Source organism: Kribbella koreensis (assembly GCF_039525325.1).
Taxonomy (GTDB): Bacteria; Actinomycetota; Actinomycetes; order Propionibacteriales; family Kribbellaceae; genus Kribbella; species Kribbella koreensis.
Genome location: NZ_BAAAHK010000003.1, coordinates 289,058 through 309,832, shown reverse-complemented (window position 1 = coordinate 309,832; position 20,775 = coordinate 289,058). Strand labels below are relative to the sequence as shown.

Genomic DNA, 20,775 nt, shown 5'->3' with positions numbered 1-20,775 from the left:
CCACTTGGGGTGGTCCGCCGAACGGACCACCCCAACCGTGTTCACCCGAAGCCCGACTGTCCGGTGATGAACGTGACCGCGTCGCGGATCTCCTGACCGGCGACGTCATGGCCGAGCCCACGGTAGATGTGGGTCTCGGCGGTGGCGTGTTCCTTCAGCCAGCGCTCGGTGCGGTCGATGGCGGTGGCGGGGATGACCCAGTCGTTCTCGCCTCGGCCCCAATAGATCGGTGGGCGGGTCTTGGTGAGGGTGGCGTCACCGGGTTGTTGATCCCGGACGACGAAGCCGGCGAAGCTCACGCCGTACGTGAAGAGGTCCGGGGCCTGGCGCATGAGTTGGTGGACCATTGCGCCACCTTGGGAGAAACCGGCCAGGCCGATCGACGGCGCGTCGATGGTTCGCAGCCAGTCGAGGACGTCTTCGGCGGCCGCGTTGGCGACCTCCGGTCGAGGATCGCCGATCGGGTTGCCGGCGCTCGGGAACCAGGCATAGCCGCCTGCCTCCGGGATGCGTGCCCGGATCGAGGCGACCACGAGGTCGGCCGGGAGCAGGGGTTTCAGGAGGCGGTACAGGTGGGTCTCGTCGTAGCTCCAGCCGTGCAGCATTACCAGGACGGGCCGTTGATTTCGGTCGGTCTCGGATGCTGACCACAGCACGGCGTCGCGGTTCATTCCGGGTTTCATAGCTCTGACTCTGCTCGCGCCGGGCGAGTGTCGTCCAAGACCTGATCTGCCGGCTGTGATGCCTTGGGGGTATCACCGGACCACGCTTGTGAATTAAATCTCAAGAGTTGGGGATCAGGGTCGCGGACGGATAGGGTGATTAGGTAAGGCTTGCCTAATTTAGCATCAGGGAACTGGGGAGATCGTGAGAGACCTCCGAGTCGCCGTCGTCGGCGCCGGGCCTGCGGGAATCTACGCGGCTGACATCCTGACCAAGGAGCACGATACGGCCACGGTCGATCTGATCGAGCGGCTGCCCGCTCCGTTCGGGTTGGTGCGCTACGGCGTGGCGCCGGATCATCCGCGGATCAAGGAGATCATCAAGGCGCTGCACCGGGTGGTCGGGCGGGACCGGATCCGGTTCCTCGGCAACGTCGAGTACGGCGCCGACCTCAAGCTCGAGGACCTGCGGCGGCACTACGACGCGGTCATCTTCGCGACCGGCGCGATCACCGACCGCGAGCTCGACATCCCGGGCATCGACCTGCCGGGCAACTACGGTGCGGCCGACTTCGTCAGCTGGTACGCCGGACACCCCGACGTACCGCGTGACTGGCCACTGGAAGCCCGCCACATCGCCGTCCTCGGAGCGGGCAATGTCGCGCTCGACGTGGCCCGAATGCTGGCCAAGCCGGCCGACGAGCAGCTCACCACCGAGATCGCGGACAACGTGTACCGCGGGCTGAAGGCCAACCAGGCCACCGACGTGCACGTGTTCGCCCGGCGCGGTCCGGCGCAGATCAAGTTCACCCCGATGGAGTTGCGCGAGCTCTCGCACTCGCCGGCCGTCGACGTGATCGTGCACCCCGAGGGCTTCGAGATCGACGCGGCGAGCCAGCAGGCGATCAACACGAACAAGGGCACGCGGTTGATGGTCGACACGCTGCTCAAGTACCTCGAGGCCGAGCCGACCGGCGCCGAGCACCGCATCCACATCCACCTCTGCCAGGCACCGGTCGAAGTACTGGGCACCGACCGGGTCGAGGCGCTCCGCACCGAGCGGACCGAGCTGCAGGGAGATGGGACGGTGAAGGGCACCGGCGAGTACGTCGAGACGCCGGTACAGGCCGTCTATCGCGCCGTCGGCTACCTCTCCTCGAACCTCCCTGGCATCCCGTTCGACCACCAGGCCGGGGTCATCGTCAACGATCGCGGCCGGGTGCTCGACATCGACGACGTACCGCTGCCAGGGCTCTACACCACGGGCTGGATCAAGCGCGGCCCGATCGGCCTGATCGGCCACACCAAGTCGGACGCCGCCGAAACGATCGCCAGCCTGCTGGCCGATGTCGACGCCTTGCCGCGGCCCGAGGTCTCCGACCCCGACGCAATCCTGGCCCACCTCGCCGACCGCGGCGCCACCGTCGTCGACGCCGACGGCTGGTCCCGCCTGGACGCCCACGAACAGTCCCTGGGCCAGTCCGAAGGCCGCGAACGCATCAAGGTAGTCCCCCGGGAAGACATGCTGAAGGCCTCCCAGGGCTAGGCCAAAGCGGGCAAGCCTCCCGGCCGGGCCTGGGCCCGGCCTGGGGCCGGCTCGGGTCGGCTCGGCGGGGTCGGGGATAGCGGGCGGCGCTGGTGGTCAGGGCGCTGCTGGTGCTCGAGACGCTCCATCTGAGCGACGGAGTTCGCCGGGCTGACGGCCGGCTGCGGTCAGCCCGTCAGCTAGGGCGAGGGCGTGGAGGTGGGCGGGGCAGGCGTGAGAGCCGGCGCCGAAAGGGGTGTCGGTCAGGTCGATCTCGACTGTCGTGCCGTCGGGGGCGATGCGGCGGGTCTTGGGGACCGGTGGGCCGGTGTGGCCGGCGAGGGTGTTTGCGACCAGGGCTTTGGTTGCGTCGCAGGCCTGGACCAGTAGGGCGATCAGGTTTGCGGTGTGCTCATCGTTGGAGCCGAGCAGAGCTACCAGGCGGACTACGGCTTCGTCGGCCTCTTGGGTGATTTCGGTGTGGGGCTGGTAGGACTTCGCGATGATGGCGATGTCGTCGGCGATCGATGGGGACAGACCTAGGGCTTCGGCTAGTACTTCGACCGGTCCGGTGCCTCGGTGGGCCGCCAGCGCTCGAAGGTCATCGGGGCGGATGGCGGCCAGCGAGTCGACGGCCAGTGCTCGGCGGCGGGCGTGGGTTGGGCCGTTGCTGAAGCGGGCGACGGACGAGCGCAACCAGGCGACGCCGGTTGCCGCCGGGGGAGTGGTCGGGACCAGGTAGTTCGGATCGGTCAGCACAGCAACGACCGTACGAGCTGATTGCTTCGGTCCCGACCGAACCGACCGATGACCCCGCGCCATCGCCAAGCAGGCGTCGGCTCCCTCGCTGGCTACGCGAGTTGGTCGGCCGGTCTGGCCAGTACCGGTTCTGTGAACCAGCCACGCCAACGCAGGAAAAGGAAAGTGCCACCGATGAGCAGTGCCGGGACCCAATAGAGCAGCGCTGTCAGAGCGACCGCCCCGAAGGCGGCCGTCCACGGAACCCCGATCGACGCGAGCCCAGCGACCAGAGCGCCCTCACGCGGGCTGGCGCCATGAACGCCAGGCAGCGCACCGGCGAGTTGGCTGGCTCCGAAAACCGCGGCCAGCTGGAAGGCCGACACCGAGTCGCCGACCGCGTGGAGCGCGCCGATCAGCAGGCCGAGGATCGTCGCCTGGTAGCCGACCGACAAAAGGATGCCGCCGGCAAAGACCTTCGGCGACGGCCACGGCCACCGCCCGGCGAGCCGGGGGTGCCGCCGATTCACGATCAGCGCCACCGCGAGAACGACGGCGGCAAGGCTGAGGGCGACGATCAGCACGGTCCGCGGGAACGCGACGCCGCAGACCGCGACGGCACAGGTCAGCCCGACCGTACCGACGAAGCGGTCGAGTGCGACTTCGGCGACGGCGGGCGCACGGCGTACGCCGGTGCCTTCCAGCCGGTGGATCCGCCAGAGATCGGCGCCGGCGTGCCAGGGCGAGATGAGGCCGAGGATCTCGCTCTCCGCATAGGCCCGCACGTGCCAGCAGCGAGTGCGGCCGCTGGTGGACAGCGAGTGCCAGCGCAGCGGGCACAGGACGTATTTGCCGATCGCGAACGGCAGCAGCCCGATCATCGCGGGCAGGACCGCGGTATGCGGGACCCGCTCGATGTTCCACAACGACAGTCCGACGGCGCCCAGCAGGGCGACGACGCGGACGGTGCGATTGCCGATGATCGTCAAGGCCCAGCGCCGCAGGGCGCTGAACTGCTGATGGCCGGCGCGCATCGCGGGCCTCCTTCCAGGGGAAAGACCGAGCTCCTCAACCGGTGGGCGACCGGACTCGTCGCTCAGACCATAGCTCCGCAACGATGCCCCCGCATCTTGACGGGACACGCGGTTCTGCTGTGACTGGTGGGGTACCGGAGTTGAATATCTGGTGTCGTAGCGTGCCTCGGTAGGCTGGTGGCATGGTCAACGGGGGTTCCGACGCCGAGCTCACGCGTCTGGCTCAGGGCGGCGATATCGGTGCGCTGGGGGTGCTGCTCCAGCGGCATGAGGCTGGGATGCGGGCGGTGGCGCTCGGGGTGCTCGGGTTCGGGCCTGATGCGGAGGATGCCGTGCAGGACGCGGCGCTGGTCGCGTTGCGGCGGATCGGGGATGTGCGGGATCCGGCGGCTGTCGGGCCCTGGCTGCGGATGATCGTCCGCAATGCGTGCCGGACTCGCCTGCGGGCGGCGGGGTCGGGGCGGGCGGTGGTACCGATCGAAAGCTTGCCGTTGGCATCTACCTCGTCGACGCCCGAGCAGGTGCTGGATCAGCACGCTTCGCGCGACTGGATCTGGCGGGCGGTCGAGGAGCTGCCGGCGCCGATCCGGATGACGGTCATGTTGCGGTACTTCAGCACCGGCGTCACGTCGTACCAGGAGATCGCGGCGGTCTGCGGCGTGCCGGTGGGAACGGTGCGCAGTCGGCTCAGCCATGGGCGGGCTCGGCTGGCCGAGGCGTTGCGCGGTACTGCGGACGCTGCGCATGGCGACGCGGGAGCGTTGACCGAGGCCAGCCGGCGGGAAGGGCTGGAGACGCTGGCGGAGGCCGAGCGGGGGCGGTTCGCGGGGGTGCTGGCGGAGCGGTGGTCGCCGGATGTCGCGTTGATCATGGGTGGGTCGGTGATCGGCGGGCGCTCGTTCTTGCTGCGCGGGATGGAGGGCGACCTGGAGGCTGGGGTGCATCAGCGGCTCAGGCATGTTGTCGCCAGCCAGGAGATCGCGATCTGGGAGACGGATCTGATCAGTCCGCCGGACGACCCTTCGCACTGCCCACCGGCGGCCGTTTGGCTGATGTCGCTGTCGAAGGGCCTGGTCAAGGAACTGCGGCTGTACCACCCTGTCGCCGCTTGACCTTTCGTGGCCCAGGTCACATCGACTGCTTTGAACTTCGTTTCTCTGCCTGCGTCCTGCCGGTATGACCAACCTCGATCCGAACCCGCTGACCGCGGGCACGCACACCATTGATCTGAACGGCATCGCCCAGCGCTACCACGTCCACGGCAGCGGGCCGGTGTGCGTCGCGCACTCCGGTGGGCCGGGCGTCTTCTGGGAGTACCTGAGGATGCCGCTGCTGGAGTCACACCTCACGATGGTCTACGTCGAGCCGATCGGTACGGGCGGCTCCGGGCGGCTTGCGAGTCATCCGGACGACTACACCCGTGATCGCTATGTCTCGGCCCTCGACGGGGTGATCGATCGGCTCGGTGCCGGCCCGGTCTACCTTCTCGGTCACTCGCATGGGGGCTTCGTGGTGCAGCGCTATGCGGTGACGCATCCGGAGCGGCTGGCCGGGATGATCCTGTACGACAGTGCGCCGGTCACCGGGCCTGAGCACGGTGCTGAGTTCATGCGCAACATTGATGCGTTCATCGCCCGTCAGGAGGGCAATCCGGAGCTTCCGCAGGTGCTGGCGACAGTGCAGTCGATTCCGGCGATCTCGACCGATGAGGGGATGACGGTGGCGCTGGCGGGGATCATCCCGCTCTACGTTGCCGATTATTGGAACCGGCGGGAGGAGTTCGAGCCGCTGCGAGCGATGGTCAGTGGCACTTACATCTCGGGCGTTGACGCGGACGGGGTACCGGATGTGATCGACGATCGGGAGGTGCTGCGGTCGATCACGGCGCCGGCGCTGGTGATCGTTGGTCGGTTCGATCCGATCTGTGGGATGCGGTGGGCGGAGGAGCTCAACAAGCTGATCCCTGGTTCGCAGTTGGCGGTGCTGGAGCAGAGCGGGCACTTCGGGCATCTGGAGGAGCCTGAGGCTTTCAGTGTTGCGGTGACTTCTTTTGTAAGGGTCTGACGGCCTGCCAGGCTGCGGTGTAGAGCAAGAGGGCGATCGCTAGTGCGGCGCCCGCCCTCTTGACCGCGCCGGTCAGAACGCCTTCTGCGATGGCGGTCCAGGCGGCCGAATCGGTCTGGTAGTCGGTGTAGTCGCGGTGGGCTAGCACTGCGGCGCCAAGTAGGGGTGCTGCGATCAGTAGTGCCAGTACTGGGCGCCGCACCGCCGGGGTGAGGTGGTGGGTCCTGTCTTCGGTGGTGCGGAGTTGGGTGCGGTGCTGCCAGAGGTACCAGGTGACGACGACCAGTCCGAAGGCTGTGCTGGCGTACTGGAGTAGGCGTTGTGCGGGGAGTAGATCGGTGTCGGTGAAGGCGTCCCAGAGCAGGTGGGTGCCGACGCCGATCAGCGCGGACATAACCAGCCAGCCGATGTACTGGACGCCGGCGCGGCCGCGGCCGTAGTTGCTGCTGCTCGTCGCGGGCGCGGGCCTTGGCTCTGACTTGGGTTGGGGGAGGGCCAGGCCGGGAGGGAGCAGGGCTGTGATGGGGGCGCGGACTAGCCAGTAGGCGAGCACCAGCGCTACGGCGTACAGGAGGTCTATGGGGAGGCCGGTGAGGGAGTGGGTGTGGGTGGCGTTGAGCAGGGGCTCGTACCAGTCGCCTGCTGTGGTTGAGGTGATGCCTGCGGCCCTGAGGAAGTACGGGACGTCGGGGGCCATCGAGCCGGCGACCAGGGCTGCGGGGACGAAGGGATGGCGCAGCAGAGGAAGTACGGCGGCGGGGTGGGCCAGGGTGAAGGGCATGGTTGGTCGTCTTCTCTGCTCGGGATAGTCCGCACCCGAGAGTACTCACTTCAACGGACTATCTCCAAAACCCCGGTCACGTAGGCGTGCGCGACGAACAACGGCGAGGCGGCCGCGGTCGCCGCCAGTAGGCGCAGACCGGCCGGCCGGGCGTAGAACGCCAGGGCGATGCCGGTGAGCCCAAGAGTCAGCAACGGCCAGGCGCCGTAGTCCGTGCTGACGACAAACGCCCGAGTCTCGACAAGCGCCACCGGAAACCACGCGATGGCTGCCATCAACCCAGCCATCACAGCCAACCTCCGCCCTCCGTCCTGGGTGTCGCCCGAGGTGGCGAGGTCGGGGGGACAGGCGAGGACGGTGGCGGCTGTCAGGGTTGCGGCCAGGGCTTCGAATGGTCCGTCGCCGTACAGGCTGGGCGTGACTGTCCACTGGGTGGCGTAGGCCAGGAGGTCTGTGGTGGTGAGGAATCGGCCGGCGGGCCAGCGGCGGGTGAGGGTGAGGATGGCGCCGGTGGTGATCAGCGCGAGCTGGAGGATGTTGAGTGCTTGCGGGATGTCGATGGTGGCCAGGTGGCTGCGGGTTGAGCCGGGGGAGAGGGCAATTCCGGCGTACCAGCGCATGAGTTGGATACCGGCGTACGCCGCGGCGACCGCCAGGGAGAAGGGTGTGGTGAGGGCGATGAAGCGGCCGGCGGGGGAGGCGGAGTCGAGGCCTAGGCGCACCCGGAGGGCATGCGCGATCAGGTCGGCGTCCGCGCGCAGCCGGGCCGGGGGAGGGAGATCCATCGTCAGGTCGCGATGCACGTCGAGGATCTCGCGGCCGTACGCCTCTCGATAGCCGGCCGGATACAACCGAAGAAGGCCAGCGTCGTGTCGCCGCCGAAGGGGACCGGGGTGGTGTCGCCGTCGGAGGCGGGTGGCCGGGTCCTGCGGGAGGGGGCTGGCGTGGTGTCGCGGTCGGAGGGGGTTGGTCGGGTCCTGGTGGAAGGGGCCGGTCATGTAGCGGGGGCGGTGCCGCCGGCGAGGCGTCGGCGGACCTCGCGGGCGGTGGCTGCCAGGCGCTCGGCTTCAGCCTCGAGTCGCTCGCGGCCGGCTGGACTGAGTGCGAAGATCCGCCGCGCCCGGCCGCCCACCACTTCCTCGCGCTCTACCTGGATCAGCCCCTCGGCGAGGAGCCGATCCAGAGCGCCGTAGAGAGCGCCTGTGCGCGGCGCCACCCGCCCGTCGGTGATTGCCTTGACCTCTTGAGCGATCGCGTACCCGTGCCGCGACTCGTTGGCGAGCGCCGTCAGCAACAGCAGGGCCAGCTCCTGCATCCCTCGGTCGGTCATGCGGACAGAGTATTCCGTTGACCGTACTCAGGCGTGCGAGATCAGCGGGCCGCCGTTGTAGGTGACCATGTCGGTGAGAGCGGCGATCAGGTCGACGGGGGAGTCGTCGAGTTCGGAGTAGGCGCGGTGGAGGTTGCCGACGATGCGCTCGGCGTCGAGCAGGTCGGCGTACTGGCCGAGGTCGGTGTTCTGGGCTGCCTCGAGGGGAGACAGGCCGGCTGCCCTGGCGTTCTCGGCGGTTTCCTGGATGAAGCGCAGGTAGCCGAGCACGTCGTCGATCAGGGATGGGCCGGCGAGCTGGCCGTGGCCGGGGACGATCGTCGTGGCGTTGAGTGGCTTGAGGACGGTCTCCAGGACCTCGATCGAGCCGGCTACCGAGCCCATCAGGACGAAGGGCGTGCCACCGTTGAAGAGGAGGTCGCCGGTGAAGAGGACCGAGCGTTCGGGGATCCAGACGATCGAGTCGTTCGTCGTGTGGGCGGGCTGACCGACGTACCGGACCTCGCAGGCCAGGTCGTCGTTCCAGAGCGTGACTCGATCGGCGAAGGTGAGGCTGGGGAGTTCCAGCGGAAGGTTGCCCCACTCGACCGGGGTCCAGAACGGGAGCTGCGCGGGCGGTCCGAAGGCCTCCATCTGGGCTCGGAGGTGATCGTGGGCCACGATCGTCGCGCCGGTGAACAGCGCGTTGCCCCAGGTGTGGTCGCCGTGGTGATGGGTGTTGACGATCGTCCGTACCGGCTGGTCGCTGAACTTGCCGATCGTCGCCTGGTAGTCGCGGGTCCGGCTCTCGGTCGCACAGGTGTCGACGCTGATCACGCCTCGCCGGCCGACCAGGAAGCCGGCGTTGTTGACCCACCAGCTCCCGTCCGGCTGGAGGTAGGCGTAGATGCCTTCACTGATCTCGACGGCGGCCGGCGGAGTCATTGAGTTGCGCATGGCACCCAAGATTAGAGGGGGCCGGCGGCAGCTCGTTGGCGGAAGCCTTCGAAGAAGACTTCGGGGACGATACCGGCCTATGAAGGGTGGATGGACGACGACGTCATTCGGTTGCTGCGGGCCCGCAAGGAGCGGGGGAGTACGCCGGGGCATCGGCGAGACGATGCGCGGGTGGTGTTGCTGATCGAGGGTGGGAGTTCTCGGGGTGCGTATTCGAGTGGGATGACGGTGGCGGTCGAGCAGCTGGGAATGCTGCCGTTGTTCGATGCCGTGCATGGGAGTTCGGCCGGTGCGTTGAAGAACCCGGTCACCGAATGCAAGCGGGCCCTACTGGTTCGGTCACCGATAGTGTCCCCGCAGACCCGGTGCCTGTCACCAGCCCAGCCCCAACTTCCCCGACCTGGTCCGGCATCGATGCCAGCCGAATACCGAACCGTTCCCTGCGACGTCTTGACAATCGCGCGAAATCCTTTACCCAGCACGCGTTTGAAGCGGGCTGGAATCCAGGCCGAAACTATTGCTGTCAGCAACTACCTGTCGATGACCCGGGGAAGGGCCGAGACTGACCTCAAGCACCGTGTTCATTACCGTGGAGGAACCCCATGAGCGAGCTGACGAGCGGAGCCTTCGTCGTCGAGCGGTCCGACGGCCGCGACGACGGCGAGGACTGGACCGAGAACTACGAGGAGCTGCCCGGCGGAGTCGGCGTCTCACTGATCTTCGAGTCCACCACCAAGGAGGGCGTCGGCCCGCGCCTGCACCTGCACCACTACCCGGAGACCTTCGTCATCCGCCGCGGCTCGGCCACCTTCACCGTCGGCGACACCCAACTCGTCGGCCGGGCCGGCCAGATCATCGTCGTACCGGCCGAGACACCCCACAAGTTCTCCACCGGCCCCGATGGCTACGAAGCCATCCACATCCACGAGAATTCCACCTTCGAGACCATCTGGCTCGAGTAACCGCCCCCAAGGAGTCCCGTGCACCCCCTAACCCGCCTGGCCCTGACCCTCACCACAACAACCACGCTCCTGGCCTCGACCGGATTGACCACGGCATTCGCCGCACAGGCAACTCCGGCCACCGCCGCACGGGTCGCGCCGTTGAGCGCCGTACGGGTTGCCCCGACGTCTGCCGTCCCGGTCGCGCCAGCGAGTGCCCTCGTACCGGTAATCGCCGCGGATTCGGCGGGGCGGCGTCGGTCTTCGTGCTCGGTGGTGTGGTTCGACCTTGGGAACACCTTGGTGGATACCTCGGTGCCTGGGCGGATGACGTGGATGCCGGGTGCGTTGCGCCATCTGTTGCTGCTGCGGGCGGTCGGCGTACCGGTCGGGCTGATCACCAACGTGCCGCCGGAGTGGGGTGCCACCGACGCTGAGCGGGCTGCCGCGACGAAGGCGTACGTCAACTCGTCCTGGGCCGAGTCGCACCCCTTCCCCTGGGACCTCTTCGGCGACCGCATCCTGACCCCGCGTACCAAAGCCGAGTCCAAGCCGGCCCCAGCCCTCTTCGAGCGAGGCCGCGACACAGCCGCCCCCTGCCACTCGTTCTACGAAGGCGAAACCCCCGCCGAGATCACCGTGGCAGAGCAGACAGGGCTGACCGGCTACCTGATCGGCCAACCCGATCGCCCCGCCTACCTACCGGTCTGGCGCGTGCTGTTGCCCTGAAGCTAGCTGGGCAGAGCGTCTTCCATCCCGTCGAGGATGGCGCGGCAGTCGCGCAACAAGGTCGGGGCGTCTGCGGCGGTGAGGAGGAAGACGCCTAGCCAGTTGCGGGAGCCGCCGGAGGGGTCGAATTCGGGGACTCGGGTGCCGGTGGGGAGCATGAAGGCGGGGACGGGGGCGATGGTGCTGCCGGGGGAGAGGAGCGTTGACCAGTCCACCTGGTCGGGGTGCCAGAGGGGTTGGGTTTGCCAGGGGGTGCCGGCTGAGTTGGCTGGGACCACGGCGACGGAGGCTGCGGCCCGGCCGCCCTCGACGAGCATGGCGGGTGGGTAGTCGACGTGCTCGCCTAGTTGTTCGCGGATGAGCATGCCGATGGGGTCCAGGTCGAAGACGATTTCGGCCTGGCGGGTGGTCAGGAGGCCGCCGAAGCGGGCGCCTACCTCGATGACGACCAGTTCGCCGTCGGCGCGGAGCTTGAGCTCGGTGTGGGTGCCGCAGGTGTCCAGGCCCAGGGCGTCGACGGCGCGGCGGGAGACCTCTTCGATCCGGCGCTGCAAAGGCTCGGGCAGGACGCAGGGGGACGTGCTGGCGACCTCGATGTACGGCGGTACGGTCGGCAGCTTGGCGGTGATCGCCAGGGCATGGTACTTGCCCTTGGCAACGATGCCCTCGACGCTCAGGTAGTCGCCGTACCCGGGATCGGAGTACCAGCCCTCCGTGGTGCCGTCCATGATCTCTTCGACCAGCCGGTCGGCGTCGGTGTTCTGCTCGTACAGCTCGTTCATGCCGACCTGGCCGCCCAGCTCCAGCGCCTGCTCGATCTCCGCCCAGGCGTCAGCGACCTGATCCGCAGACGTGAGCACAAGCTGAGCCACGGACCCAGCGCCCCACGCAGGCTTGAGGAGCAGCGGCGGAGTCAACGCGGCCAGCGCACCATGCAGGTCAGCAGCCGAGTCGACCCGACGAAACCGAGGTATCGGTACGCCGGCAGCCTGCCACGCCTGCCGCATCAGCCGCTTGTCACGCGCCACCCGGATGCCGGGCCCGGCACCGGCCAGACCGAGCCGATCCGCAGCGTTGGCGACAGCCAGTACTGCGAACTCCGACAGTGTGAACAGCGCATCCGCACCAAGCTCACGAGCATGCGCGACGATCGCTTCCACCACCGGCTCACCGGGCGTCAGCCCGCCCGGGTGCACGGTGATGCTCGTGCAGCACGGCTCCCAGATCTTCTTCGCAGCCTCGGGCAACGGCGACAGCGCGAGCACATGCAGCTCTCCGCAGGCGGCGATCCGGGGGAACGCGGTCTCCAGGGGAGCGCCGCCCTTGACGTAGACGTACAGAATCTTCTTCACGCGACACGCTCCTTGACGGCCGCGCGGTCGCGGCTGCGATTGACGAGTACGGCGAGAACGACCATCGCCACGGTGACAGTTGCCGCAAGCGCGACGAGGAAGCCGGACATCGCGCCACGGCTGAGAAACAAGCCCAGGACGAACACCACGAGGGCGCAGACGGCGCGGTCGGCAAGCGACTCCACGGACAGCAGCGTCGCCCGCCGGGACGGCTCGGTGATGGCGGAGTTGACCAGCTTGCGCTGCACGGGGAAGGCGAGCCCGGACGCGAGCGAGAACACCGCGAGACAGACCATCGTCCCGGCCAGCCCGAGTGGGATGACCGAGGCTAGCGCGATCGCCATCAGCACGGTCAGTACCAGCACGACCCGGATCTGCCCGAAGCGAGCCAGTACCTTCGAACGCGCGGCGCCCGCCACCTCGAAGACAGTCGTCGCAGCCATCAGTACGCCGAACCAGTGCAGCGGCAGGTGCTTCGACTCCAGGATCGGCTGGAACAGGTTGGCCTGCCCGATCCGCACCAGCGTGAAGATCGCGATGCCTTGCGCCATCAGCAGCATCAGCCGCTTCGACGAGCGCAACGACCGGAGCGCACCGGCCAGCGCGGGAAACACCGGCTCAGGAACCGCGGGGTCCTCGTCCGTCCTCGGGAGAGCAGGGAAACCGAAGGCGATCGCAGCGGCGATACCGCAGGTCACAGCCGAGAACACGTACGGCGAAGGACCCCACCACGCGGTGAGGAAGCCGGCCGCGGGCAGACACACGATCCGCCCGATCAGCGTCCAGGCGCGCGCCGATCCCTCGGCACCCTGGTACGCCGCGTCGTTCCCGGTCCGATGCAAATACTCGTACAGATAAGCGCTGCCCGCGCCGGAGAACAGCGAATGAGCCAACGCGATCAACAGGAACTGCGCCAGGAACCCGAGGAAGGTCGGCTGCCAGACCGGGATCACGTTCGCCACCACGAGGATGACAGCGCCACCCTGCAGGCAGCGCCGGTAGTCGAACCGGTCCGCGATCATCCCGGTCGGGATGTCGAGCAGGCAGAACGCCAGGTAGAAGATGCTCTGGATCGAGAAGATCTGCTGGTCGGACAGCCCGGCCGAGCGCTGGAAGACATAGAAGACCGGCAACCACCACAGCAGCCCGGCGAAGAGCTGAAAAGCGTTGTAGCGACGGATGACCCGGGTCGCCTCGGGAGTCGGGGCGCTCACGCGGCGAGCTGGTACGGACGGCACTGCAGCAGGACGATCCGGTCGCCGTCGACGAGCCACTCGACATCAACCGGCGCATCGACGGATCCGTCGGCACCGGCGAAATGGGCCTGGAGCAACCGGCCGATCAGCGCGAGCCGTCCGAGTGTCGCCTTCGCCTGGTCGTCGACGTCAGCCGGTTCGGCGCCCATCGCCACGGTCCGGCTGCCGCCCTCCATCGTGTTGTAGAGGTGCTGCAGCGGATCCCGAGCACCCGAGACGACGTCGTCGACCGAATTGCGGGCGAGGTTCAGCAGTACCGAGCGGAAGTCGGTCCGGTCGAGCGGGTTCGTGGTGACCATGACCCCGCCGAGCGCCCCATCGAGCTGCTGCTGGATGACGACTCCCATGAAGCAGTCGGACAGTCCGATGCCGGCCTCGTCGCGGAGCAGTACGCCGCGAGTCGTGACGAGCGAGGCCCAGACCCGCTGGATCGCGTCGATGACGTCCTCGATCGACTCGACCTCGGGCACCGACTCGTAGATCCCCGCGGCGGAGAAGCCGATCAGGTCCTCGGCGTTCGACGAGCTGCGGACGACGACGCGGCCGGCGCCGGTCAGGTGGCGCAGTACCGAATCCTCGATCAGGGTGCGCAGCTCGGCCGGCAGCGGGGTCTCGCGGATGAGCGCGCCCAGCTCGGCGCAGAGTCCGTCGATCTCGCCGCCGAGGGCGAGCGCCATCTTGAGCTTGCCGATGGTCTGCTGGATGGCCGGCGACGACTCGAGGAACTGCTGCTGCAACGCGAACGGCAACGCGATCCCACGCGGTACGACGACGTGCTCGGCGACCATCCGCTGCGCCGCCTGGTCCAGTACGCCGGTATCGGTGCCGGTCGTGCCGAGTTGCCGGGCGAGGTACTCGAGCAGGTGCGGCCGCGGCGGTCGCGGCTTCTCGTAGAAGCCGAGCCAGTAAGGCGATCCGTCGCGCAGTACCGCCGTCAGCTCGCCGAGGTTGGCGGCCTTGGTGCCGAAGCGATGCGCGTCCGTCGAACGCAGCTGCTCGAGCGGGAGGATCTGGGCGGCGGCGAGGTCGGGCTTGCCGATGTCGACCTGGGTGACTGCCCAGGGCGGGCCGGCGTCGACCGAGTCCGGCCGGGTGATCGTGCGCACGGCCAAGGCATTGGCGGCCGCGTCGACGGTCAGTTCTACCCAGTTGCCGTCGAGTTGGGCGAGGCTTCGCAATGCGCCCTGCTGGATGGCGTTCGGGATGCCCCAGCCGGCGGCGAGCACGTTGGTGTGCGACAGCGGGGTGGTGTGCTTGGCGTTGATCAGCCCGGACACCCGCGGGATGTCGTCGGGCATCCGCTCCATCACGAGGATGTCGTGCCAGCGCACCGGATCGGTCGTGGTGCGGTAGGCCGTTTCATCGGCGAAGACGCGCAGGCGGCCGGTCGTCGTACCGGGGTTGAGCGGCACGTACGGCGCGGTGGAGTAGAGCTCGTGGGCGAGGATCAGCGGCGCGGTCGTGCCCTGCAGGAAGCCTTCCTGCAGATGGTTCGCGGGCTTCAGCAGCACCGGTACGGCGTCGTCGACGAGAGCGCGGACCGTTGTGTAGAAGGCGCCGAGCAGGTCGGGACCCATCGTGTCGACCTCGACGGTCTCGAGTGAGAAGAACAGGCCGCCGTACTCCGGGCGGTCGTGCAGCGCGAGCGTCCCGAGCAGGAATCGCCGGTAGCCGGCGCGGTAGACGGAGTCGTTGAACGCGTCCAGGTTGCGGGCCAGTTCGGCCCGGGTCATGCCGAGGATCCGCTCGGCGACGTACTGGACGTGCAGCATGCGCTCGGCGCCGTCGATCAGGTGGACCGTCGAGGTCTGCTGGTCGAGGACGAGCTTGACGTAGGGATAGCCGGCGACGGTGGTCGCCAGGCCCGAGAAGTCGGCCAGGGTGAGGCGATCAGCGGGCAGAGCGGGGACGATGGCGGCCAGGGCAGAAGGGGCGGGAGCGGTAGGCACGAGAGATCACAATAAGGTAAACAATGCCACTCAGGGTAGTTTATCTAACCCTCTGTGAGCACAATCACGCGCTGCTAATAGTTGCCTCAGGCATCATTTGTGGACGCTTAATCGATTAACTTCTGACATGCTTTCTCTGCATTAAGGCACAATTGAATGCTAATCTGTGCAGATTATTGCAACGAGGGGAGCAATCGTGTCCGGTGTCTTCCTAGGAGTCGACGGTGGTGGCACCAAGACCGCCTTCGCCCTGGTGTCCAGTGCCGGTGAAGTGCTGGCGAGCACGGTGGCACCGAGCTGCTACTACCTCGGGCAGGGCATCGAGCTGGTCGAGCAGGTGTTGCGCGACGGCGTCGAGTCGGTCTGCGGCGCAGCGGGTGTGCCGCCCGGGCAGTTGGCCTACGCGTTCTTCGCGCTGCCGGGATACGGCGAGGTCAGTGCTGACCTGGCGACCTTGGACGCGATTCCCGGTCGGGTGCTCGGGCACCAGCGCTACAGCTGCGACAACGACATGGTCGCCGGCTGGGCCGGGTCGCTGGGCGCGATCGACGGCGTCAACGTGATCGGCGGGACCGGGTCGATGGCGTACGGCGAACGCGACGGCCACGGGCTTCGGGTCGGCGGCTGGGGTGAGCTGTTCGACGACGAGGGATCGGCGTACTGGATCGCGATCCGCGGCCTGAACACCTTCGCGAAGATGTCCGACGGTCGGCTGCCTCCTGGTCCGCTGCGGAAGCATCTCGCCGAGCACCTGCGGTTGGCCGCGGACCTGGATCTCGTCGACGTGGTCCTCAACCGCTGGCAGGGCGATCGGGCTCGGATCGCGTCGCTGGCTCAGCTGGTCACCGCGGCCGCCGATGACGGCGACGAAGCCTGTACTGCGATCCTGCGCGAAGCCGGTCGATCCCTTGCGGGGTTGGTGAAATCCACCATCGCGCAGCTCGGCTACGCGCCCGGCGAGGTGGTGCCGGTGTCGTACTCGGGCGGTGTCTTCAAGAGCGACGAGGTCCGCGCTGCCTTCCAGCAGCATCTCGCCGAGGAGCCGGTCGACCTGCGTGACCCGATGCTCTCGCCGGTCCTCGGCGCCGCCCTCTACGCAGCTCGGCTGGCGGGCAGCCCGCTGAACACAGACTCCATCACCAAGCTGACCCTCTAGAGCCAGAGCGCGGAGCTGGCCAGAGCGTGGCGCTGGGCTCTAGGTGGCCAAGGCGCGGAGCTGGGCTTCGCGGACCGCCGAAGTCTGGCCTTGGACCAAGGCGAAGAGGGCTGAGCGGGCGTGAAGCTGGGCGGTGTCGTCGGTGGACAGGCCTCGTCCCGCACGGGAGATGAGAAGCGCGCGGGTAAGGACGCCGAGGGCATCGCCGATCGCGACCTTCAAGGCGAGCCTTTCGTCGATGCGCTGTGGGGCATCGGGGCCGGCCGCGGTGACCGTATCGGTGAGTGCGTAAGCCTGCTCGCGGATCAGGTCGACCCGGGGTGCCCAGACCTCAGCGACCTTGTGTGCGGCCGGATGCGGGCCGGCGCGTAGTTCGTCGAGCACGGTGGCTGCCAGCCCGAAATGGTGTGCACGAGCATCTGCGGCTCCGGCGACATCGGCCGCTCGCCAGGTGTCGAGATCCTGTACTGCGATGACGTGGCGGTCCGGCGCCTCGACGCCGGTCAGCTGGACGCGCTCGGTCCGGCTGCCGTTTGCGGCGCCGAGGCGCAGCGGCGTACCGATGACGCCGTCGCCGATCGGGACAAGCGCGTGCACCACCCGCGGCCGGGCCGGATCGCCCGCATCGACCCCGGCGACGCCGATCCACTGGTTGAGTCCCCAGCCGCTGACCCACGAGATGGTTCCGTCGAAGACCCAACCGCCATCGGTACGCCGGACTGCGACGTACCGCTCGGGATAACGCCGCACGTCGCTGAGCGCGACCCCCAGCAATACCTCGCCACGCAACAGCCGATCGGCGAGCTCCCCATCAAAGCTGGACCCCGGTTGCTCGACAGCCTGCCGGATCCGCCCGACCTGCGGCGCGTGCTGGGCCCAGACCAGCCAGGTGTTGTAGCAGCCCCCGGCGAGCAGTTCGTGCAGGCGACGATCGGCGCCGCGATCGAGGTCGGCACCGCCGTACTCCGCTGAGGCGAGATGGTTGAGAGCGCCTAGCTCGGCGAGATCGCGCACGGTCTGCTCGGTGACGCCGGTCCGGTCGGTCTCCAGCGCGCGCGGGCGAAGCACGTTATCGGCATAGGCCTGCACCCGGTCGAGCAGAGGTTCGGTCATCTCAGGTCCTCCGACTCAGGTACGTGAGAGTTGAGTCCCGGCGCTGCCGGCGACAACTGCAGTGGCGTCGTCGAGTGATCCGATCGCCGCCCGGCCGGACGTCTCCGCGACGAACTGCCGGGCGGCGGCGACCTTCGGCCCCATCGAGCCGGCTGGGAAGGTGTGCTCGTCCAGATCGGCCAGGGTGATGTCGTGCAGCGGTCGCTCGGTCGAGGTCCCATAGTCGAGGTACACCGCCGGTACGTCGGTGAGCATCACCAGCCGATCCGCGTTGAGCTGTGTCGCCACCAAGGCAGCCACATAGTCCTTGTCGACAACCGCCTCGACGCCGGTCAAACCGTCAGGCCCTTCGGTCACCGGTACACCACCCCCGCCCGCGAGGACAACAGTCGTCTGGCTCCGCAGGAGCAGGTCGGCCGTGTCGAGCTCGACGATGCGCTGAGGCTTGGGGGAGGGCACCACTCGTCGCCAGCTGTTGCCGTCGCGGCGGATCGTCCAGTTGTTCCGTTTGGCGAGCTGGTGGGCCTTGTCCTCGGCGTACCCGCTCCCGATGAACTTGCTGGGACGGTCGAACCCAGGATCGTCGGCGGCGACGACGGTCTGGGTGATCAGGGTGACGACGGGACGAGCCAGGCCTGCGTTGCTGAGCGCTTGCTGGAGCCAGTAGCCGATCATGCCTTGCGTCTCGGCGACCAGATCACTGAGCGGGTACGAACGCGAGAGGCTCAGGTCCGCGGTGCTCTCGAGGGCGAGCAGTCCGACCTGCGGACCGTTGCCGTGGACAAGTACCAGCTCGTGTTCGGCGGCGATCTTGGCCAGCGAGGGAGCCGCCGCGACGAGGTGCGCGAGCTGGACGGCGGCATCGGGCTTCTCACCCCGGCGCAGGAGGGCGTTGCCGCCGAGTGCGATGACTATGCGCATGCCTCAGCCTCCCATGCCGGCCGTCAGTCGAGGATCCATTGCAGGGTGTCGTTCGGGGTGGGTTCGTACGAACAGGTGAGGCCGGTGTGGATGGTGGAGCGGAGGTGGTCGGCGAGCGGCTCGTCGACGGTGGCGATCCGGTCGATGGCGGCGCTGATCGCCTTCTTGACGGCCACCCGGGCGCGCTCTTGGCTGGAGCCGGTGGTTCGGGCGCGGCCGCCGAGGCCGGTCGCTCGCGCCAACTCGTCCAGGAGCGCGTCGCGCTCCAGGCGGACGGTGGTCAGCCGGCCGAGATCGGACCATTCCCCGGCCTCAGTGAGTTCCTGGTCGAGGTCGCGAAGGCGTTGCCGGTAGGCCTTGAGCGCTTGTTCGTCCAGTACTTCGCCAAGGCCGGACTCGATCGCTGTCCCGGGGCCGGCGAGGTCGAGTGCGGCGACCGGCCGGCGTGGGCGGCGGAGTAGCTCTCGGAGGTAGCCGAAGCCGCGGAGTTCGCGCAGCGGCGTACCGGCTGGGTTTCTGCCGATCAGCCAGAGTCCGCCGGGCGCAGGCCGGAACTGTACCTGATTGTTGTCCTGAGCAACTGGTTCGAACGGCCAGGAAGCCAAACGATCGCGCCACCAGGGGGCGTCGAGCCGGTCGTAGGTGGCGAGGGCGCGGGTGCGGAGGCGGTCGGCGGTGGTGGGGTCGCCGAGCAGCGCGGCGGCGCGGGCGAGGGTGTCGTCGGTGACGCCGTGGAACCATACGGCTCCGGCGTTGAACACTGCGCGTCCTTCGTACGGTCCGAGAAGCTCAGCCGCTTTGCCGACAACCTCGCGATCGGCGACGGCGAGCGCTGCATCGAGGACACACTGCAGGGTCAGCAGCCAGTTCACATCGCGGGGGAGGTCGTCGAGCACGGTGCCGTGGAAGGTGTGGACGAGCGCGCGGATCCGGGGGAGGTCTCCGGCGCAGGTCCAGAGGTAGGCGGCCTCGGCGGAGAGCACGGTGATGCCTTCGGACAACGCGAAAGACTCGGCAGCTGTGGCTCCGGCCGCGCAGGCGTCGAGGTCGCCGGACTGAGCTGCGGCATAGGCGGCCATCGCCATCAGTACCATCCACGAATCCGGCAGCGCGGCCTGGTCGGCGGCCTTGGTGGCGATCTCGATCAGCCCGGCGGTGGTGTCGGTCCGGCCTCTGAGCACGTCGAGCATCAGCCGGCGCGAGGCGGAGAAGAAGAGCGCTCGCGGCGACTCCTCGCCGAGTCGTTCGAGGGCACGCAACTGTCGGTGGATCGCTGGGACGTCGAGGGTCTCGCAGGCGACCTGCAGCCCCCACAGATGTGCTTGCAGACGTGCGTCGGGATCGAGGACATGGGCCGCGACGTCGTCGAGGCGGCGGGTGAGTGAGCGGCGTACTTCGAGTTCGTCCGGACCCCAATGCGCGGCGAGCGCAGCGTCGAGACAGTCAGCGATCAACGCCGGTACGCCGGTACGCTCCGCGCACTCGACCGCCTCGGTCGCGAACTGAGCAGCCCGCGCGGCCTGACCCGCGTAGGCCCAGCAGCGGGTGAGCGCGGCAGCCAGGCGGGCTCTCGTCGCATCGTCGGTGGTCCTGGCCAGTACGTCGTACAGCTGAGCGGGGAGCTTCCCCGGCTCGGCGCCGAACAGGTAGACGGTGGCTGCGCCGAGCACCGCCTGGGTCCAGCCGTCGAGGTCGTCCGCTTCCCGGCATCGCGCCGCTGCTTCGTCGTACAGGCTGGACGCGGCGTCTCCCCGGCCGGCCGCGCGCTCGGCGTCGGCTCGGTCGAGGAGATCGCGGACCCTCGACGAGGTGGACATCAGCCTCATCGTAGGTTTCCGGGCCGCCCCGGCGGCGGATTTCAGGGACGGATCAGCCGTACTGCGGCCGCGTGCTCCCGCTGCTTGGCCTCGTCCCAGTCGCCGGTGCAGTAGACGGACAGGTCCGAGATTGCGGCGCCGACCACATCGGCCCGGAGCATCTCCCTGCAGTACCAGCGCTGGCCGTCCTTCTCCCAGCGCTCCTCGAACTCGATCGTGAACCCGCGATCGGTCGGGTCTACCCGGGTCACGTGCACCTTGCCCGGACTGGGATGCCCTTCGAGGCGGATCGCGAGCACGTCGTCGACGGTGTTCGCCTGCACCCGCCACTGCGGCAGCGACAGATCGGTGAACACGTCGGGGGTGAAGAGCCCGTCCGGTACTTCGCCGGTCTCCAGGAACCGGATCAGCTTGGCCACAGCCGTCGTGACATCCGGCTGCATCGTCGTAGTCGACATGGTGTTCTCCCTG

Annotated in this window: 20 protein-coding genes; 6 read left to right on the top strand and 14 right to left on the bottom strand. The window is 68.3% G+C overall.

Features of this window, described 5'->3' with window-relative positions:
* Nucleotides 1-41: 41 nt before the first annotated feature.
* On the bottom strand, nucleotides 42-683 hold the full coding sequence (locus ABD116_RS05335; protein ID WP_343965404.1) for an alpha/beta hydrolase: 642 nt from the start codon (nucleotides 681-683) through the stop codon (nucleotides 42-44).
* 184 nt (nucleotides 684-867) lie between these two features.
* Here ABD116_RS05335 and ABD116_RS05330 point away from each other — a divergent pair, with 184 nt between their 5' ends.
* Nucleotides 868-2,208, top strand: a complete 1,341-nt coding sequence (locus tag ABD116_RS05330) for an FAD-dependent oxidoreductase (protein ID WP_343965402.1) — start codon at nucleotides 868-870, stop codon at nucleotides 2,206-2,208.
* Nucleotides 2,209-2,304: 96 nt separating this feature from the next.
* On the opposite strand, the gene ABD116_RS05325 is transcribed toward ABD116_RS05330, so the two are convergent.
* A complete protein-coding gene (locus ABD116_RS05325) occupies nucleotides 2,305-2,946 on the bottom strand; it encodes a cytochrome P450 family protein (protein WP_343965400.1) in 642 nt (213 codons plus the stop codon).
* 92 nt (nucleotides 2,947-3,038) lie between these two features.
* Nucleotides 3,039-3,959 carry a lysylphosphatidylglycerol synthase domain-containing protein gene (locus ABD116_RS05320; protein ID WP_343965399.1) on the bottom strand — a complete coding sequence of 307 codons (921 nt, stop codon included), beginning with the start codon at nucleotides 3,957-3,959 and terminating at the stop codon, nucleotides 3,039-3,041.
* A gap of 182 nt (nucleotides 3,960-4,141) precedes the next feature.
* On the opposite strand from ABD116_RS05320, the gene ABD116_RS05315 reads away from it, so the two are divergent.
* Nucleotides 4,142-5,071 (top strand): RNA polymerase sigma factor, encoded by a 930-nt coding sequence (locus ABD116_RS05315; RefSeq protein ID WP_343965397.1) that lies wholly within the window; start codon nucleotides 4,142-4,144, stop codon nucleotides 5,069-5,071.
* A 64-nt stretch (nucleotides 5,072-5,135) separates the two neighbouring features.
* On the top strand, nucleotides 5,136-6,023 hold the full coding sequence (locus ABD116_RS05310; RefSeq protein ID WP_343965395.1) for an alpha/beta fold hydrolase: 888 nt from the start codon (nucleotides 5,136-5,138) through the stop codon (nucleotides 6,021-6,023).
* On the opposite strand, the gene ABD116_RS05305 is transcribed toward ABD116_RS05310, so the two are convergent.
* From ABD116_RS05305 to ABD116_RS05290, 4 genes are all read right to left on the bottom strand, one after another.
* Entirely contained in the window at nucleotides 5,989-6,804 is an 816-nt protein-coding gene (locus tag ABD116_RS05305) for a DUF4184 family protein (RefSeq protein WP_343965393.1), read from the bottom strand. The genes ABD116_RS05310 and ABD116_RS05305 overlap by 35 nt on opposite strands.
* Before the next feature lie 50 nt (nucleotides 6,805-6,854).
* Nucleotides 6,855-7,655, bottom strand: a complete 801-nt coding sequence (locus ABD116_RS05300; protein WP_343965391.1) for a hypothetical protein — start codon at nucleotides 7,653-7,655, stop codon at nucleotides 6,855-6,857.
* 143 nt (nucleotides 7,656-7,798) lie between these two features.
* Complete coding sequence (locus tag ABD116_RS05295; RefSeq protein WP_343965389.1) at nucleotides 7,799-8,134, bottom strand: PadR family transcriptional regulator; 336 nt, start codon at nucleotides 8,132-8,134, stop codon at nucleotides 7,799-7,801.
* A 27-nt stretch (nucleotides 8,135-8,161) separates the two neighbouring features.
* Entirely contained in the window at nucleotides 8,162-9,070 is a 909-nt protein-coding gene (locus tag ABD116_RS05290) for an MBL fold metallo-hydrolase (protein ID WP_343965387.1), read from the bottom strand.
* Between the two features lie 602 nt (nucleotides 9,071-9,672).
* On the opposite strand from ABD116_RS05290, the gene ABD116_RS05285 reads away from it, so the two are divergent.
* Nucleotides 9,673-10,032, top strand: coding sequence for a cupin domain-containing protein (locus ABD116_RS05285; RefSeq protein ID WP_343965384.1), 360 nt, complete (start codon nucleotides 9,673-9,675; stop codon nucleotides 10,030-10,032).
* An 18-nt stretch (nucleotides 10,033-10,050) separates the two neighbouring features.
* Nucleotides 10,051-10,740 (top strand): hypothetical protein, encoded by a 690-nt coding sequence (locus ABD116_RS05280; RefSeq protein WP_343965381.1) that lies wholly within the window; start codon nucleotides 10,051-10,053, stop codon nucleotides 10,738-10,740.
* A gap of 2 nt (nucleotides 10,741-10,742) precedes the next feature.
* Here the strand turns inward: ABD116_RS05280 and ABD116_RS05275 are convergent, their stop codons facing one another.
* From ABD116_RS05275 to ABD116_RS05265, 3 genes are read right to left on the bottom strand one after another with little or no spacing between them, the layout of a single operon-like run.
* A complete protein-coding gene (locus tag ABD116_RS05275; protein WP_343965379.1) occupies nucleotides 10,743-12,092 on the bottom strand; it encodes an ATP-grasp domain-containing protein in 1,350 nt (449 codons plus the stop codon).
* Complete coding sequence (locus ABD116_RS05270; protein ID WP_343965377.1) at nucleotides 12,089-13,306, bottom strand: MFS transporter; 1,218 nt, start codon at nucleotides 13,304-13,306, stop codon at nucleotides 12,089-12,091. Before ABD116_RS05270 ends, ABD116_RS05275 begins: the two co-directional genes overlap by 4 nt.
* The gene (locus tag ABD116_RS05265) at nucleotides 13,303-15,297 is read right to left on the bottom strand and encodes a PEP/pyruvate-binding domain-containing protein (protein WP_343965375.1); all 1,995 of its coding nucleotides are present in this window, start codon (nucleotides 15,295-15,297) and stop codon (nucleotides 13,303-13,305) included. Before ABD116_RS05265 ends, ABD116_RS05270 begins: the two co-directional genes overlap by 4 nt.
* 196 nt (nucleotides 15,298-15,493) lie before the next feature.
* Between ABD116_RS05265 and ABD116_RS05260 the strand changes: the two genes are divergently transcribed.
* Nucleotides 15,494-16,453, top strand: coding sequence for an N-acetylglucosamine kinase (locus ABD116_RS05260; RefSeq protein WP_343965373.1), 960 nt, complete (start codon nucleotides 15,494-15,496; stop codon nucleotides 16,451-16,453).
* A 39-nt stretch (nucleotides 16,454-16,492) separates the two neighbouring features.
* Here the strand turns inward: ABD116_RS05260 and ABD116_RS05255 are convergent, their stop codons facing one another.
* Genes ABD116_RS05255 through ABD116_RS05240 form a run of 4 tightly spaced genes read right to left on the bottom strand, consistent with a single transcriptional unit; the run spans nucleotide 16,493 to nucleotide 20,762 of the window.
* A complete protein-coding gene (locus tag ABD116_RS05255) occupies nucleotides 16,493-17,566 on the bottom strand; it encodes an acyl-CoA dehydrogenase family protein (protein ID WP_343965371.1) in 1,074 nt (357 codons plus the stop codon).
* Nucleotides 17,567-17,581: 15 nt separating this feature from the next.
* On the bottom strand, nucleotides 17,582-18,487 hold the full coding sequence (locus ABD116_RS05250) for a carbamate kinase (RefSeq protein ID WP_343965368.1): 906 nt from the start codon (nucleotides 18,485-18,487) through the stop codon (nucleotides 17,582-17,584).
* Between the two features lie 23 nt (nucleotides 18,488-18,510).
* Complete coding sequence (locus tag ABD116_RS05245) at nucleotides 18,511-20,304, bottom strand: hypothetical protein (protein WP_343965365.1); 1,794 nt, start codon at nucleotides 20,302-20,304, stop codon at nucleotides 18,511-18,513.
* 41 nt (nucleotides 20,305-20,345) lie between these two features.
* The gene (locus ABD116_RS05240; protein ID WP_343965363.1) at nucleotides 20,346-20,762 is read right to left on the bottom strand and encodes a hypothetical protein; all 417 of its coding nucleotides are present in this window, start codon (nucleotides 20,760-20,762) and stop codon (nucleotides 20,346-20,348) included.
* Between the last annotated feature and the right edge of the window lie 13 nt (nucleotides 20,763-20,775).